1 protein-coding gene is annotated in these 18,484 nt (G+C 68.8%); it reads left to right on the forward strand.

All coding sequences use genetic code 11. The annotated features are described in order from the left end of the window. The first annotated feature begins 32 nt into the window (after window positions 1-32). On the forward strand, window positions 33-18,476 hold the full coding sequence (locus A176_RS26080; RefSeq protein ID WP_021781044.1) for a non-ribosomal peptide synthetase: 18,444 nt from the start codon (window positions 33-35) through the stop codon (window positions 18,474-18,476). Window positions 18,477-18,484: the final 8 nt, after the last annotated feature.

Raw genomic sequence — 18,484 nt, forward strand, 5'->3', positions numbered from 1 at the left:
CCTCTTCTTTCCTTCGTACCGGCACCTCGTCCATGACCGCACCCTTCCTCTCCGCGACCACCCTGCCCGAGGCCTTCTCCCAGGTGGTGGCCCGCTTCCCCGACAAGGTTGCCATCGAGTTCGGAGACGACCGGCTCACCTACCGGCAGCTCGACGCGCGCGCCAACCAGCTCGCGTGGCGACTCCGCGAGCACGGCGTCGACACCGACACCTGCGTGGCGCTCTGCCTGGAGCGCTCGCTGGAGGTCGTCATCGCCATGCTCGCCATCCTCAAGGCGGGCGGCGCCTACGTGCCCCTGGACCCCGCGTATCCCCGCGAGCGGCTCGTCTCGATGGTGGCCGACACCCGCGCGAAGGTGCTCGTCACCACCCAGGCGCACCTGCCCAGGCTGCCCACGGAAGGCCTGACACCGCTGCTGCTGGACGAAGTGACGTTCTCCGAGGAAGCCCCCCAGGTGCCTGCGTCCCGGGCGTTGCCAGACACGCTCGCGTACGTGTGTTTCACCTCTGGCTCCACGGGCAAGCCCAAGGGCGTGGGAACCCCCCACCAGGGCGTGCTGCGCACGTTGCTGGGGGTCGACTACGCGGACTTCGGCCCTGACGAAACCCTGCTGCTCCTCGCGCCGCTCTCCTTCGACGCCTCCACGTTCGAGATCTGGGGCGCGCTGCTCCATGGCGCGCGGTTGGTGGTGATGCCGCCTCGGGCGCCGTCGCTCGAGGAGCTGGGCCGCGCCGTGCGTGACTCGGGCGTCACCACGCTGTGGCTGACGACGGGGCTCTTCACCCAGGTGGTGGAGCACGACCTGGACGTCCTGCGGCCCTTGAAGCAGGTGCTCACGGGCGGCGACGTCGCGTCCGCGCCGCACTTCCGCCGCGTGCTGGAAACGTTGGGCATTCGTGTCGTCCACGCCTACGGGCCCACCGAAAGCACCGTCTTCGCCACTTGCCATCCGATGCGGGACGCCAGCCAGGCGGGCACCTCGGTGCCCATTGGCGGGCCCATTGGCGACACGCGCTTGTACCTGCTCGACGCGGAGGGCCGGCCCACCGCGAAGGGTGAGCCGGGCGAGCTGTACATCGGAGGTGTGGGGCTCGCGCGTGGCTACCTGGAGCAGCCCGGGATGACCGCCGAGCGTTTCGTTCCGGACGCCCTCAGTGGGATTCCGGGCGCGCGGCTGTATCGAACCGGCGACCTGGTGCGCTGGCGCGAAGAGGGCGTGCTGGAGTTCGTCGGCCGGTTGGACGCGCAGGTGAAGGTCCGCGGCTTCCGCATCGAGCTCCCCGAAGTGGAGACCGCGATTCACCTCCACCCGTCCGTGGCCGAGGCCGCCGTCGTGGCCCATGAGGACACGCCCGGTGAGAAGCGGCTGGTGGCGTACGTGGTGCCCGCCACGGGCCAGGTGATTGAACCGGGCGTACTGCGCGACGCGCTGGGGGAGCAGCTCCCCGAGTACATGGTGCCCTCGGTCATCGTGGTGCTGGAGGCCCTGCCACTCACGCCGCAGTCCAAGGTGGACCGCAAGGCGCTCGCGGCCCTGAAGCCTCCCATTCAGGACGCGGCGCTCGCCCCCGGGCAGAGGCCGCGCGGCGAGATGGAGGAGTTGCTCGCCCAGCTCTTCTGCCAGGTGCTCGACCTGGAGGTGATTGCGCGCGACGCGGACTTCTTCACCCTGGGAGGCCACTCCCTGAGCGCCTCGCGCCTGGTGGCCCGTGTCCGGCAGACCTTCGGCGTGAACCTGCCCCTGGCGGCCATGTTCGCGTCGCCGACCGTGATGGACCTGGCGGTCGAAGTGTCCAAGCACACCCGAGCGGACACCGCGCCTCCGCCTGGCCTGGTTCGCCGCCCCGAGGGGTCCGCCGCCCAGGTGACTCCGTCGCAGGAGCGCATGTGGTTCCTGCATCAGCTCCAACCGGAGCTGCGGGCCTACGTCCACCCGGAGGCCGTGGAGCTCCGAGGCGAGCTCGATGTCCCGGCCCTGGAGCGTTCGCTGCGGGAGATGCTGGAGCGTCACCCCGTGCTGCGCATCCCGCTGGTCTCCCAGGAGGGACGCCCTGTCCCAGGCGAGCGTCTCGACGTGCCCGCGTCCGTGTTGCACGTGGAGGACCTCTCCGCGTCCGCTGACGTGAAGGCCTTGGCGTGGCGCCGCATGGAGGAGGTGGTTTCGAGCCCCTTCTCCATCGAGCAGGGGCCCCTGTACCGCTTCGTCCTCTTCCGCCTGGACGCCCGGCATCACGTGCTGCTGCTGGTGATTCATCACATCGTGATGGATGGCGCGACGCTGGGCATCCTCTTCGAGGAGCTGGGAGTGATGTATCAGGCCTTCCGCGCCCAGCAGACGCCCGCGCTCGCGGCCCCGGAATGGGACGCGTCGGACGTCGCGGCCTGGCAGCGCGGCCCCGAGATGAAGGCCCGCGAGGAGGCGGACCTCGCCTATTGGAAGCAGCAGCTCGCCGGAGCGCCCTCTCGGCTCGTGTTGCCCACGGACAAACCACGTCCCGCCGTCCTGAGCGACCGAGGCGCCGTGACGCGCAGGGAACGGCTCTCCCGAGAGCTTACGCGCGCACTGGACGCCACGTGCCGACGTCACCATGTGACGCCCTTCATGGCGCTGTACGCCGCCTTCGCCGTTCTCCTCCAGCGCTACTCGGGCCAAGACGCGTTCTGTGTCGGCACGCCTGTCTCGGGCCGCACCGACCCCGCCATGGAACAGGTCGCGGGTCTCTTCATCAACACCGTGGTCTTGCGCACGCGCGTGGACACGCGCGCGTCCTTCGCCGAGCTGATCGAGCAGGCTCGCGCCACTGCGTTGGAGGCTTTCACGCATCAGCAGGCCCCGTTCGACCGCGTCGTCGACGCGCTGCAAGTCGAACGGCACATCGGCGAGACGCCCTTGTTCCAGGTCCTGTTCGACATGCACCGGTGGGAGCACCCGCTGTCGTCCGCGTTCTCAGGAATGGACGCGGAGGACCTGCACCTCGCTCCAGCGGCCAGCGCCTTCGACCTCGCCCTGTTCGTCTACAAGGCGGGCGAGCACTACGACTTCTTCTTCCGCTACCGCACGGACCTGTTCGACGACGCCACGGTCGAGCGGATGCGGCTTCACTTCCTCCAGCTCCTCACCGACGCGCTGCATGCGCCCGAGACGCGCGTATCCCAGCTCTCGCTGCTGACGCGCGCAGAGCGGCAACACCTGGTGCGCGGGCGCCCCGCGTCGACGCGCCCCTTCGACGGGGACACCACCCTCGCATCCCGCATCCTGGATTCGGCGGCACGGACACCGGACGCTGTTGCCCTTGTCACTTCCGAGGGCTCACTCTCGTTTTCACAGCTCACGGCTCGGGCTTCGCGCCTTGCTTCGCATCTCGCCGCGCTGGGGGCGCGTCCTGAGTCTGTCGTCGGCGTCTGCCTCGAGCGCTCCGCGGACTGTGTCGTCGCGCTCCTCGCCGTTCACCTCTCGGGCGCGGCGTGCCTCCCGCTGGAGCCCGCGCACCCGGCGGCTCGACGGGCGCTCATCCTTCGTCAGTCGGGCGCTCTGTTTGTTCTCTCTCGGCCTTCGCTCTTCGACGACGAAGGCCCGGGCGTTCCCATCGTCGAGCTTCAGGACGCTTCACACCCTGACGCCGCGCTGGCGACGCCCACGGGGGCTGGACCCGAGAACCTCGCCTACGTCCTCTACACCTCGGGCTCCACGGGCGCGCCCAAGGGGGTCGAACTCACGCAGCGAAACATCGTCCATGGGCTCGACGCCTTCGACGCGCTCTATGACACGTCGCCAGGGGACTGCTGGGCAGCCACCAGCAGCATCTCCTTCGACATGCACATGATGGAGCTGCTGTTCAGTCTGGCGCACGGTGCTCGCACGGTGCTGCGTCAGGTGGGGCCCCTGGGGCTGGGACGGGACATCGTCCAACACGGCATCACCCACATGGTCATCACGCCGTCCTCGCTGGCCGCCGCCTTCGAGGAACCCGGCGCACCCGAGGCCCTTCGACAACTGTCCGTTGTCGTCACCGGTGGCGAGGCACTGCCTGACAGCCTCGTGCAACAACTGGCGCTGACGAAGACGCGCCTCATCAACAGCTACGGTCCCACCGAGACGACCTTGGGCGTCACGGCGAAGCGATGCACCGTGGATGCACACGTCAACCTGGGACAGCCCATGGAGCGGTGTCTGCTCTATGTGCTCGATGACACGCTCCAGCCCACGCCCATCGGCGTCCCGGGTGAGCTGTACATCGGCGGAGAGGGCTTGGGCCGGGGCTACCGTGGCCGCTCCGACCTCACCGCAGAGCGCTTCATTCCCCATCCATTCAGCGACGTTCCGGGTGCGCGCCTCTACCGCACTGGCGACAAGGCTCGCTGGAATCCTGACGGCACGCTCTCCTACCTGGGACGCACCGACTTCCAGCTCAAGGTGCGTGGCGTCCGCGTCGAGCTTGAGGAAATCGAAGCCGCGCTCCTCCGTCTTCCCGGCATCCGTCAGGCTGCCGTTGTTGCCCACTCCTCCGCTTCTCGCGAGGTGACGCTCGTCACCTACCTCGTCGCGGCTCCGGGCGCCGACGTCTCTTCTCTCCGCCGGGCACTCGCGTCTTCTCTTCCCGACGCCATGGTGCCTTCGCACCTCCTCCTTCTTGAGGCGCTCCCCGCCAACTCCAGCGGCAAGGTCGACCGCGCTGCCCTTGCTTCGCTGCCGCTTCCGCAAGTCGCTGACGCTGACTCGCACCAGCCCCCTCGTGGGCCTGTCGAAGAGTTGCTCGCGCTTCTCTTCGCCCAGGTGCTGGGACTCGACAGAGTCTCCCGCCACTCGGACTTCTTCTCTCTCGGCGGCCACTCCCTCACCGCCACTCGCCTCGTCTCCCGGCTTCGCCAATCCTTCGGCGTCGAGCTTCCTCTCGCCTCCTTCTTCTCCTCCCCCTCCGTCGAGGCCCTCGCGCGCGTCATCTCTTCTCACCAGCTCGCGCGCGTCCCTCCATTGCCGGAGCCCGCCCGCGGCGGTGGACAAGAATCTGGGTTGCCCACAGCGACCCAAGAGCGGTTCTGGTTCCTCCACCAGCTCCAGCCAGAGCTGCGCGCCTACCACATCCCCGAGGCCGTCGAGCTTCGCGGGCCGCTCCACCTCCACGCCCTCGACTCGGCGCTCCGTGCGCTTCTCGAGCGACACGCCTCCCTCCGTTCCGTCTTCGCCTCCGAGGAAGGCAGGCCCTCTCTTCGCCTCGCGCGAATTCCTTCCACCGTCCTCCAGGTCGAGGACGTCCAGCCCCATTCTGGAGAAGCCTCAGACTTCCCCCATGCGCGGCTGCTGGAGGAATCCTCCCGCCCCTTCTCCTTCGAACACGGACCGCTCTACCGCTTCCACCTCTTCCGCCTCGACGCCGAGCACCACGTCCTCCTGCTCGTCTTCCACCACATCCTCGTCGACGGCCTCTCGCTCGACATCCTCAAGCGAGAGCTGGCGCTCGCATACAACACCCTTCGCCAACACCAGCCCCTCTCGCTGCCACCCGTGGCGCATACCGCGTCGGACATTGCCTCATGGCAACGCACGCCCCAGGTGCAGGCACATGAAGACGCGCACCTCGACTACTGGAAGCAGCAACTCGCGGGCGCGCCGGCATTGCTCACGCTGCCCACGGATGGGTCTCGCCCCGCGGTCCTGAGCGACCGAGGTGCCTTCAGCCAACGGCATCGGCTCTCCGAGGCGCTCTCGCGCGCCTTGGATGCCGTATGCAAGCAGCACCACGTCACGCCGTTCATGGCGCTGTACGCCGCCTTCGCCGTCCTGCTCCAGCGTTACTCGGGGCAGGAGGAACTCTGTGTCGGCACGCCCGTCGCGGGCCGGACGCATCCCGCCACCGAGAACGTCGTTGGCCTCTTCATCAACACCGTCGTCCTGCGGACTCGCGTCGACACTCGCGCGTCCTTCGCCGACCTCCTCGCGCAGGTCCGCACCACCGCCCTGGACGCGTTCTCACATCAGGCAGCCCCCTTTGACCGCGTCGTCGATGCACTGCGGGTCGAGCGCAGCCTCAATCACACCCCGCTCGTCCAGGTTCTGTTCGACCTGAACCGGGCTGAGCAGGCATTGGGCTCTGGCTTCTCCGAACTCGCGGCTCGGCCGATTCTCGTCGACAACCGCACCAGCCAGTTCGACTTCAGCCTCACCGCCGTCGAAGCGGCGGGCGGCTACGCGTTCTACCTCCGATACAACACCGAGCTGTTCGAACAGGCCACGGCCGAGCGAATGCTGGCCCATTACCTGCGACTGCTCGAGCACTCACTGGCGCAGCCCGGCCTCCCTGTCGCGGCGCACTCCCTGTTGAGCACCGATGAGCGACAGCAGGTGCTCCTCGACTTCAACGCCGCCCGGCGCCCCTTCGACAGCGACGCGACTCTTGCTTCCCTCCTCCTGGCCTCGGCGGCTCGGACGCCGGACGCTGTTGCCCTTGTCACTTCCGAGGGCTCACTCTCGTTTTCACAGCTCACGGCTCGGGCTTCGCGCCTTGCTTCGCATCTCGCCGCGCTGGGGGCTCGTCCTGAGGCTGTCGTTGGCGTCTGCCTTGAACGCTCTGCGGATTGCGTCGTCGCGCTCCTCGCCGTCCACCTCTCGGGTGCGGCGTGTCTTCCGCTGGAGCCCGCGCACCCGGCGGCTCGACGCTCGCTCATCCTTCGCCAGTCCGGCGCCCTCTTCGTTCTTTCACGTCCTTCACTCTTTGACGGCGAAGGCCCGGGCATCCCCATCGTCGAGCCCCAGGACTCGGAACGTCCTGGCGCGGCCCTGGCAACGCCCGTCCGTGCCCGGCCGGAGAACCTCGCCTACGTCCTCTACACCTCCGGCTCCACCGGTGCTCCCAAGGGCGTTGAACTTACTCAGCGCAACCTCGTCCACGCTTTCGAGGCCTTTGACGCCCTCTACGCAACGGCGCCAGGAGACTGCTGGGCGGCCTCCAGCAGCATCTCCTTCGATATGCACTTGGAGGAGTTGCTCTTCAGCCTGACGCGTGGCGCTCGCGTGGTGCTTCGGCAGGTGGGGCCGCTTGGGCTGGGACGCGACATCGCCCAACACGGCATTACCCACATCGTCATCACGCCGTCCTCGCTGGCTGCGGCCTTCGAGGAAGCCGGCGCCCCTGAAGCCCTTCGGCAACTGTCCGTTGTCGTCACTGGCGGAGAGGCACTGCCAGACAGCCTCGTGCGACAACTGGCGTTCACGTCGACTCGCATCGTCAACGCCTATGGGCCCACCGAGACGAGCGTCAGCATCGCCCTCGACGTGTGCGTGCCCCATCGCCCGGTGAGCCTGGGCCGTCCGATGGATCGCTGCCCGATCTACGTCTTGGACGCGTCGCTGCAACCCGTCCCCGTGGGTGTCCCAGGCGAACTCTATGCGGGCGGAGAGGGCCTGGGCCGAGGCTACCGTGACCGCTCCGACCTCACCGCCGAGCGCTTCATCCCCCATCCCTTCAGCGACGTCCCGGGTGCGCGCCTCTACCGCACTGGCGACAAGGCTCGCTGGAATCCTGACGGCACGCTCTCCTATCTGGGACGCACTGACTTTCAGCTCAAGGTGCGCGGCGTCCGCGTCGAGCTTGAGGAAATCGAAGCCGCGCTCCTTCGGCTCCCTGGTGTCCGTCAGGCCGCCGTTGTTGCCCACTCCTCCGCTTCTCGCGAAGTGACGCTCGTCGCCTATCTTGTCGCGGGCCCGGGCATCGACGTCTCTTCTCTCCGCCGGGCACTCGCGTCTTCTCTTCCCGACGCTATGGTGCCTTCGCACCTCCTCCTTCTTGAGGCGCTCCCTGCCAACTCCAGCGGCAAGGTCGACCGCGCTGCCCTCTCTTCACTGCCGCTTCCTCAAGTCGCTGATGCTGACGTGCACCAACCTCCTCGTGGGCCTGTCGAAGAGTTGCTCGCGCTTCTCTTCGCCCAGGTGCTGGGACTCGACAAAGTCTCTCGTCACGCGGACTTCTTCTCCCTTGGCGGCCACTCCCTCACTGCCACTCGCCTCGTCTCCCGGCTTCGACAGTCCTTCGGCGTCGAGCTTCCTCTCGCCTCCTTCTTCTCCTCCCCCTCCGTCGAGGCCCTCGCTCGCGTCATCTCCTCTCACCAACTCGCGCGCGTCCCTCCTCTCCCTTCTCCCTCCCCTCGCCCCTCCGCTGAGCCGCTCCTCCCTTCCTTCTCCCAGGAGCGACTCTGGTTCCTCCACCAGCTCCAGCCAGAGCTGCGCGCCTACCACATCCCCGAGGCCGTCGAGCTTCGCGGCACGCTCCACCTCCACGCCCTCGACTCCGCACTCCGACTCCTTCTCGAGCGACACTCCTCCCTCCGCTCCGTCTTCGTCTCCGAGGAAGGCAGGCCCTCTCTTCGCCTCGCCCTAACTCCTCCCCTCGTCCTTCACGTCGAGGACGTCCCGGACTTCCCTTGGGACAGAATGCGCTCGGAGGCCTCTCGCTCTTTCTCTCTCGAGCACGGGCCTCTCTACCGCTTCCACCTCTTCCGTCTCGGCGACGAGCACCATGTCCTCCTGCTCGTCTTCCACCACATCCTCGTCGACGGGCGCTCGTTCGATATCCTTCTCCACGAGCTTGCCCTCGCGTACTCCGCGCTTTCGCAGCAGCGGACGCCTTCACTTCCTGCGTTCTCGCTCAACGCCGCGGACATCGCCGCGTGGCAACGCACGCCAGAGGTTCGGTCCCACGAAGACGCGCACCTCGACTACTGGAGACACCAGCTCCGTGGTGCGCCAGCCACGCTGACGCTCCCGCTCGATAGACCTCGCCCTCGCGTGAGCGCTCACAGCGGCGCCATCTGTGGCCCGCGCAGGCTGTCACCTGCCCTCACTCAAGGCCTCGCATCGGTCTGCATCCAGCACCAGGTGACGCCGTTCATGGCGCTCTACGCCGCCTTCGCCGTCCTGCTCCAGCGTTACTCGGGGCAGGAGGAACTCTGTGTTGGCACTCCGGTTTCGGGCCGGACGCACCCCGCCACGGACGATGTCGTCGGCCTCTTCATCAACACCGTCGTCCTGCGCACCCGCGTCGACATTGGCGCGTCCTTCGCCGACCTCCTCGCGCAGGTCCGCACTACCGCCCTGGATGCGTTCTCGCACCAGGCTGCCCCCTTCGAACGTGTCGTCGAAGCCTTGCAGGTCGAACGCAGCCTCAATCAGACGCCGCTCTTCCAGGTTCTGTTCGATCTAAACCGGGCTGAGCAGACGTTGGGCGCTGGCTTCTCCGAACTCGCGGCTCGGCCGGTTCTCGTCGACAACCGCACCAGCCAGTTCGACCTCAGTGTGAGCGTCTCCGAAAGCGCTGAAGGGTTTGAACTCTTCCTTCAGTACGACACCGAGCTGTTCGAACAGGCCACGGCCGAGCGAATGCTGGCCCAATACCTGCGACTGCTCGAGCACTCACTGGCGCAGCCCGGCCTCCCTGTCGCGGCGCACTCCCTGTTGAGCGCCGATGAGCGCCAGCAGGTGCTCCTCGACTTCAACGCCGCACGGCGCCCCTTCGACAGCGACGCGACGCTTGCTTCCCTCTTCCTGGCCTCGGCGGCTCGGACGCCGGACGCTGTTGCCCTTGTCACATCCGACGGCTCGCTCTCCTTCTCCCAGCTCTCGGCTCGGGCTTCGCTCCTTGCTTCGCATCTCGCCGCGCTGGGGGCTCGTCCTGAGTCTGTCGTTGGCGTCTGCCTTGAACGCTCCGCGGACTGTGTCGTCGCGCTCCTCGCCGTCCACCTCTCGGGCGCGGCGTGTCTCCCGCTGGAGCCCGCGCATCCGGCGGCTCGACGCTCGCTCATCATTCGCCAGTCCGGCGCCCTCTTCGTTCTTTCACGTCCTTCGCTCTTTGACGGCGAAGGCGCGGGCATCCCCATCGTCGAGCCCCAGGACTCGGAACGTCCTGGCGCGGCCCTGGCAACGCCCGTCCGTGCCCGACCGGAGAACCTCGCCTACGTCCTCTACACCTCCGGCTCCACCGGTGCTCCCAAGGGCGTTGAACTCACTCAGCGCAACCTCGTCCATGCGCTTGATGCGTATGACGCTCACTACCGTCCTGCTCCGGGAGACTGCTGGGCGGCCTCCAGCAGCATCTCCTTCGACATGCACTTGGAGGAGTTGCTCTTCAGCCTGACACGTGGCGCTCGCGTGGTGCTCCGTCAGGTGGGGCCACTGGGACTGGGACGAGACATCGCTCATCACGGCATCACGCACATCGTCATCACGCCCACTTCGCTGGCGACCGCGATTGACGAGCCAGGTGCCCTCGATTCGATTCGACGGTTGTCCGTCCTGGTCGTGGGCGGTGAAGCCCTACCCGACAGCCTCGTGCAACAACTGGCGCTGACGAAGACACTCCTCGTCAACAGCTACGGGCCCACCGAAACGACCATGGGTGTCACAGCGACGCTCTGTTCCGTGGGCACACCGGTGAATCTGGGTCCGCCCATGGAGCGGTGTCTGCTCTATGTGCTCGACGACGTGCTTCAGCCCACGCCCATCGGCGTCCCGGGTGAGCTGTACATCGGCGGAGAGGGCCTGGGCCGAGGCTACCGTGGCCGCTCCGACCTCACCGCCGAGCGCTTCATCCCCCACCCCTTCAGTGACGTCCCGGGTGCGCGCCTCTACCGAACCGGCGACAAGGCTCGCTGGAATCCTGACGGCACGCTCTCCTACCTGGGACGCACCGACTTCCAACTCAAGGTGCGTGGTGTCCGCGTCGAGCTTGAGGAAATCGAAGCCGCGCTCCTCCGTCTCCCAGGTGTCCGTCAGGCCGCCGTTGTTGCCCACTCCGCCGCGTCTCGCGAGGTGACGCTCGTCGCTTACCTCGTCGCGGCTCCGGGCGCTGACGTCCCCTCTCTTCGCCGGGCACTCGCGGCTTCTCTTCCCGACGCCATGGTGCCCTCGCACCTCCTCCTTCTTGAGGCGCTCCCTGCCAACTCCAGCGGCAAGGTCGACCGCGCTGCGCTTGTCGCGCTGCCGCTTCCGCAAGTCGCTGACGCTGACTCGCACCAGCCTCCTCGTGGGCCTGTCGAAGAGTTGCTCGCGCTTCTCTTCGCCCAGGTGCTGGGACTCGACAGAGTCTCCCGCCACTCGGACTTCTTCTCTCTCGGCGGCCACTCCCTCACTGCCACTCGCCTCGTCTCCCGGCTTCGCCAGTCCTTTGGCGTCGAGCTTCCTCTCGCTTCCTTCTTCTCCTCCCCCTCCGTCGAGGCCCTCGCTCGCGTCATCTCTTCTCACCAGCTCGCGCGCGTCCCTCCTCTCCCTTCTCCCTCGCCTCGCCCCTCCGCTGAGCCGCTCCTCCCTTCCTTCTCCCAGGAGCGCCTCTGGTTCCTCCACCAGCTCCAGCCTGAGCTGCGCGCCTACCACATCCCCGAGGCCGTCGAGCTTCGCGGCACGCTCCACCTCCACGCCCTCGACTCCGCACTCCGCCTCCTTCTCGAGCGACACGCCTCCCTCCGCTCCGTCTTCGTCTCCGAGGAAGGCAGGCCCTCTCTTCGCCTCGCCCCAACTCCTCCCCTCGTCCTTCACGTCGAGGACGTCCTGGACTTCCCTTGGGACAGAATGCGCTCGGAGGCCTCCCGCTCCTTCTCGCTCGAACACGGGCCTCTCTACCGCTTCCACCTCTTCCGTCTCGGCGACGAGCATCACGTCCTCCTGCTCGTCTTCCACCACATCCTCGTCGACGGACTGTCTCTCGATGTCCTCAAGCGGGAACTGTGGCTCGCGTACGACGCTCTTCGTCAGAACCAACGGCCCGCGCTTCCTCCCGTAGCGCACTCCGCCGCGGACATTGCCTCCTGGCAGCGCACGTCCCAGGTGCGGGCGCATGAAGAGGCCCATCTCGATTACTGGCAGCGGCAGCTCGCAGGTGCGCCCACGCTGCTCACGCTTCCATGGGACAAGCCTCGGCCCACGGTCCTGGGCGACCGAGGTGGCGTCAGCCAGCGCCGGCATCTCTCCGAGGAGCTGACTCGCGCGCTGGACACGGCTTGCAAGCGTCACCAGGTGACGCCGTTCATGGCGCTCTACGCCGCCTTCGCCGTGCTGCTCCAGCGCTACTCGGGGCAGGACGAACTCTGCATCGGCACCCCGGTCTCCGGCCGCACGCATCCCGCCACGGATGATGTCGTCGGTCTCTTCATCAACACCGTCGTCCTGCGCGGACGCATGACCCACGGGCTGAGTTTCACCGGGCTGCTCGCGCAAGCGCGCACCACCGTCCTGGAAGCCATCTCCCATCAGGCGGCGCCATTCGAGCGCGTGGTTCAGGCGCTCCAGGTGGAGCGCGGCCTGGGGCACTCGCCGCTGGTGCAGGCCCTGTTCGAGATGAACCGGGCGGATGATGTCCAGGGTGAGGTCCTCCCAGGATTGCACTCGCAATCCCTGTCGCTCGACACGGGAACGAGCCAGTTCGAACTCACCTTGTTCGCGACCGAGGACTCCGGCGGGCTCGGGTTCAACATCGGGTACAACACCGACCTGTTCGAAGCCGCGACCATCGAACGGATGCTGGGCCATTACCTCCAGCTCCTCGAAGGCGCGCTCCATTCGCCCGAGACGGCGGTCTCCCGCCTCTCGATGCTGACAGCCGCCGAGCGCGAGGCAGCACTCCAGGAGGCCCGGTTCCTCGACGTGCCGCCGCCCACGGACTGCACGCATGACGCCTTCGCCGAACAGGCACGGCGTGTCCCCGAGCGCGTGGCGCTGTCCTTCCCAGGTGGCGCCTGGACCTATGGCGACCTCTCGGCCTGGACGAACCGAGCCGCGCGGCTGCTGGTGGCCCAGGGCGTCGCGCGGGAGTCGCTGGTGGCCGTGGTCGGGCCCCGTGACGAGGCGCTCGTTCGCGCCGTCCTCGCCGTACACACGGCGGGCGGCGCACACCTCCCGCTGGATGTCCGGCTTCCGCCCGCGCGCATTGCCCAACTGCTACGTGAGAGCCAGGCGCCGTTCGTCCTGACGACAGGTGGGCTCGCGCAGCAGGTCGAGGAGGCACTCGCGCTGGTGCCCGCCGAAGCGCGGCCTCAGCGGCTCTCGTTGGATGGCTGCGAAGCGGAGCGCGCCGAGCCACTTGAAACTCGCGCAACGCCGGACTCACTCGCCTACGTGCTCTTCACCTCGGGCTCCACGGGCGTTCCCAAAGGCGTCATGGTCCACCACGAGGGCCTGCACAATCACATCGCCGGAATGTGCGAGGGGCTCGGGGTGCGCGAAGACGACGTCATCGCGCAGACGGCCGCGTTGAGCTTCGACATCTCCGTGTGGCAGATGCTCGGCGCGTTCACGCGAGGCGCCACCACGCATCTGATTCCCGACGACGTCGCCCGGGAGCCCCAGCAGCTCGCGGCGGAGCTGGAAGCGTCCGGCGCGACCGTCGTGGAGCTGGTGCCGTCGGTGCTCCAAGCGCTGCTGGAGGACACCACCCAGGCCCCGCCCAGGTTCGCCAGGCTGCGGTGCATGGCCACCATTGGCGAGGCCTTGCCCCCCGCCGTCTGCCGGAGCTGGTTCGAGCGCTATCCGGGCGTGCCGCTCGTCAATGCCTACGGGCCCGCGGAGTGCTCCGACACGGCCACGCTGCACCTGCTCCGTGAAGCGCCCGAAGGCAGCAGTACGCCCATTGGACGCCCCAAGCGCGGCATGGAGGTTCACGTGCTCGACGACGCCATGCTGCCCGTGCCTCCCGGCGTGGTGGGCGAAATCTACATCGGCGGTCTCGGCGTCGGCCGGGGTTACCGGCACCGCCCCGAGCTGACGGCGGAGCGCTTCGTCCCGAACCCCTTCTCACGAGAGCCCGGGGCGCGGCTGTACCGGACAGGAGATCTGGGGCGCCGGAGGGCGGGCGGCGTGCTCGAGTTCGTCACGCGAGCGGACTTCCAGGTCAAGGTGCGCGGCATGCGCATCGAGCTGGCGGAGATTGAAGCCACGCTGGCCGCGCTGCCGTCCGTGCGTGCCTGCGTCGTCACCCCGCGTGAGCGGCGCCCGGGGGACAAGGAGCTGGTCGCGTGGGTCGTCACCAGCGCGCCGGAGGTCCAGGCCTCCGAGCTGCGCGAGCAGTTGGGACAACACCTGCCCGCGTACATGGTGCCCAGCCGCGTGGTGCTGTTGCCCACGCTCCCGCTCAACGCCAACGGGAAGGTGGACCGCAAGGCCCTGGACCTGCGCGACCTGCCAGTCACGCCCGCTGACGAGGTGGAAGGCGAGCCGCCGCGCGGCCCGACCGAGGTGCTGATTGCCCGGCTGTTCCGCCAGGCGCTGGACGTGGAGCAGGTCTCCCGCGACGACGACTTCTTCTCGCGTGGCGGACACTCCTTGAGCGCCACGCGGCTGGTGGCGCGCTTCCGGCAAGAGCTGGGCGTGCGGCTGGCCCTGAGCGCGTTCTTCGCGAACCCCACGGTGGCCGGGCTCGCGCTCGCCATCTCCCACGCGCCTCCCGCCGAGGAGCGCGCCGCTGACGTGGCGCCTCCCCGGCCCGAGGCGCTGCCGGCCTCCATTGTCCAGGAACGCCTCTGGTACGCCTTCCAGCTCCCGGAGGCCCCGCCCTACATCATCACCCTGGGACTGGTGTTCGAAGGCCCGCTGCGCGTCGACGCGTTGGAGGCGGCGCTTACCGCGGTGGTGGAGCGCAACGAGACGCTCCGCACGGTGTTCGTCCAGGAGCGCGGCTCGCTCTTCGTCCGGGTGTGCCCCACGGCCCAGCCCATCCTGTCGTCGCGGGACGTGTCGCACCTGCCGCCCGGCGAGGCCGAGGGGGCGGCGCGCGAGGCGCTGAACCGGCATGACCATCTGCGCTTCGACGTCGCCCAGGGGCCGCTGTACCGCTTCGAGCTGCTCCGGATGAACGCGGACGGCACGCGGCACGTGCTCATCATCGCGGTCAGCCATCTCGTCACCGACGGTCTGGGGCTCCGCGCGTTCATGGGTGAGCTGGGCAGCGCCTACCGCGCGGCCCTCACCGGTGTGAGTCCGCTGCTGTCTCCGGCGCCGCTCCAGTACATCGATGTCGCCCTGTCTCAGCGCGGTGAGGAGGCACGGAAGCGGGAAGACGACGGCCTTGCCTCCTGGCGGCTCGCGCTCGCGAACGCGCCGCCCGTGTTGGACCTGCCGTTGGACTTCCCTCGGCGCGCGCCCGCCCTCAACGCCAACATGCACCCGGTGCGCGTCTCCGTGCCCGCGAGCGAAGCCGAGGCCCTCAAGGACGTGGCGCGGCAAGCAGGCGTCTCGCGCTTCGCCTCCGTGCTGGCTCTCATGCAAACCTGGTTGCACCGCATGAGTGGCCAGGGGCACGTGGTGGTGGCCTCCCCATTCTCGGGCCGGACGCTGCCGCAGACAGAGCAGATGGTCGGGTACTTCGCCAACGTCCTGCCGCTGTGCACGGACGTGTCGGGCAACCCGTCGTTCCGCCAGCTCCTGCAACGCACGCAGTCCGTGGTGGCCCATGCCGCCGCGCACCAGGATGTGCCCTTCAAGCGCATCTCGGATGCCCTCCTCCCGGAGGGCCCTCGCACGGCTCCGCCACTCGCACAGGCGCTGCTGATGATGGAGACCGCGGGCATGGCCTCGCTGGAGGGGCTCCAGGTCTCGGAGCTGGACGTGCCCGGCGTCATCCCCGCCTACGACGTGGTGGTCAGCCTGGTCGAGGACGCCCACGGCGCCCTGGAGGGACTGGTCGCCATCGACAGCGCTCTGCTCACACCCGCGTCCGGGGAGCGCATGGCGCGCGCCTTCGAACAGCTCGTCAGCGCCGCGGTCCGCGCACCCGACGCGCCGCTGTCCCGGCTCGCCATGCTGTCCAGCCAGCAGCGCGCCGAGGTGCTCGCGGCGCTGGACGGAGGCCCCCAGGCCATTCCCCCCGGCGCTTGCATCCACACCCTCTTCGAGGCCCAGGTGCGGCGCACGCCCAGGGCCCCCGCGGTGGCGCACGGCGCGACGACCTGGGGCTACGCGGAGCTCAACGCCCGCGCCAACCTGCTGGCACGGCGGCTCGTGGAGCAGGGGCTGCGTCCCGAGGAGCGCGTGGGCATCATCATGGAGCCCTCAGCGCAGGCCATGGCGGTGATGCTGGGCATCCTCAAGGCCGGCGGGGCGTATGTGCCACTGGACGCCACCTGGCCCGAGGCGCGCAAACGCACCGTGGTGGAGCGCACGGGCCTGAAGCGGCTCTGGGTGGACGAAGCCGTGCTGGCCGAGCACCAGGGGCTCGTGCCGAACGTGGAGGTGCCGCCGCAACCCGAGGCCGTCCCGGAGGACCTCGAGCCAGGGCCGCGCGCCGTCTTCGACGCGCAGCTCGCGTACATCGTCTTCACCTCCGGCTCCACGGGTGAGCCCAAGGGCGTGATGGTGGAGCACCGCTCCGTGGTGAACCACAACCTGGCCATCGCCGAGCGCTTCGGCTTGCGGCCCGGAGACCGGATGCTCCAGTTCGCGCCGCTGACCTTCGACGCCGCGGCCGAGGACCTCTATCCGCCGCTCGCGACGGGTGGCACCGTCGTGCTGCGAAGCGGGCTCGTGCCCGCCCACGCGATGACGCCGCTCCTCGAAGCGCTGGACATCAGCATCATCAGTCTGCCCCCCACGTACATCGAGGAGTGGATTCGGCAGATGGAGACGATGGGGCAACGGCTCCCCGCGCGGCTGCGGCTGCTGGCGCCCGGAGGCGACGTGCTCAAGCGGGAGACGTATGAAGCCTGGGTGCGCGTGGGCGGCGCGCATGCGCCCTGGGTCAACGTCTACGGCCCCACCGAGTGCACGATTACCTCCGCCACCTGCGACATCCCCGGCGCCGAGGGCCTGGGCAGCGCCGCCACCTTCCCCATTGGCCGGCCCATTCCCCAGGTGCGCTTCTACCTGCTGGATGAGCACCTGGCGCCCGTCGCGCCGGGACTGACTGGCAACGTCTACATCGGCGGCGTCGCGCTCTCGCGCGGCTATCTGGAGGCGCCCGCCGCGACGGCCGAGCGCTTCATTCCGGACCCGTTCGCCGCGTCGCCCGGCGCGCGCATGTACCAGACGGGGGATTTGGCCCGGCTGCAGCCAGACGGGCGGCTGCGCTTCCTCGGCCGCGCGGACCATCAAGTGAAGATTCGCGGGTTCCGCATCGAGCTCGCTGAAATCGAGGCCTGTCTGCGGCGGTATGCGCGCGTGGAGGAGGCCGTCGTCGTCGCGCACGGCACCGCCGCGGGCGTCCAGTCCCTCTGCGCCTACGTGCAGGGCCCCGTCTCCGAGGTGACGCCGCAAGCACTCCGGGAACACGTCGTGGCGCGGCTTCCGGGCTACATGGTGCCCGCGTCCTTCATCGTGATGGACGCGCTGCCACTCAACGCCAACGGCAAGGTGGACCGCCACGCGCTGCCATCCCCCGAAGCGGCCTCCGAGCCCGCGCCCATCGCCTCCGCGACGCCGGACGTGGAGACGCCACGGATGGAGACGCCCTTCCGCTCGACGCTGGAGATGACGCTCCACCGGCTGTGGCAGGAGGTGCTGGAGCGGCCCTCCGTCACGGTGGACGACGACTTCTTCACCTCGGGAGGCGACTCCATCCTCGCCATGCGACTGCTGGCGCGGCTGGAGGATGCCTTCGGCGTGCCGCTGCCCCTGGCCCTGTTGTTCCAGAGCTCGGTGCTCAAGGACTCCGTGGACGCCATCCAGGAGTTCCTGAGCGAGGAGGCGACGCCTGGCAGCATCGTCCGGCTGGCCAGCCGGGGCCTTCCGGACACGGCCGTGCCGCTCTTCCTGTTCCACGGCGGAGACGGCGAGGTCTACCACTACCGGGAGCTGGTGCCCCAGTTGGAGCCCCACTTCCAGTGCTACGGCGTGCAGGCGCCGGAGACGCTGGCACCCGACCGGCCGCTGCCCGACTTCGACGCGCGCGTGGCCGCCTACACCCGGGACGTGCGCGCCATCCAGCCCCAGGGCCCGTACCGGCTGCTCGGCTTCTCCTTCGGAGGCTACCCCGCCATGGGCGTGGCCGCGGCGCTGGAAGCCCAAGGTGAGCAGGTTGAACTGCTCGCCGTGGTGGACACGCTCACGTCGGAAATCATCCGCGCGACGATGCCCGCGCAGCACCTGGAGCCCGTGCTGGCCATCTCCGAGGTGTTCGGCGTGTTCGACGCGCAGCTTCCTGACGAGCTGGCCCCACTGTCCCTCGAAGCGCAGTGGGAGCGGGTGGCCGAGCGCGCCCGCGCGACGGGGCTCGCGTCGCCGCATTTCTCCGGCAAGGACCTGGCCCGCGTCGGCCGCGTCCTCGCCGAGGTGCTCACCCCGCAGGCCGCGGCATGGACGGTCCAGGCGCCCCGGACCGTCCGCCCGCTGCTCATCCGCAGCGCCGCGACGCTGGCCGAGTTCGGCAACGAGACGTTCGGCTGGGAGCAGCACCTGCCCCGCGAGCAGCTCGACCTGGTGACGCTGCCGGGCGCCCACGCCACGTTGATTCGGCCCCCCGTGGTGGAGGAGCTGGCGCGGCGGCTGATTGCCCTGCTCCCGAAGTAGAGAGACGC

It is taken from the genome of Myxococcus hansupus (assembly GCF_000280925.3).
Taxonomy (GTDB): Bacteria; Myxococcota; Myxococcia; order Myxococcales; family Myxococcaceae; genus Myxococcus; species Myxococcus hansupus.

What these genes read in the sequence shown, in the direction of transcription:
- A176_RS26080 (WP_021781044.1), top strand. Translation starts at nt 33, where the DNA reads ATGACCGCACCCTTCCTCTCCGCGACCACCCTGCCCGAGGCCTTCTCC.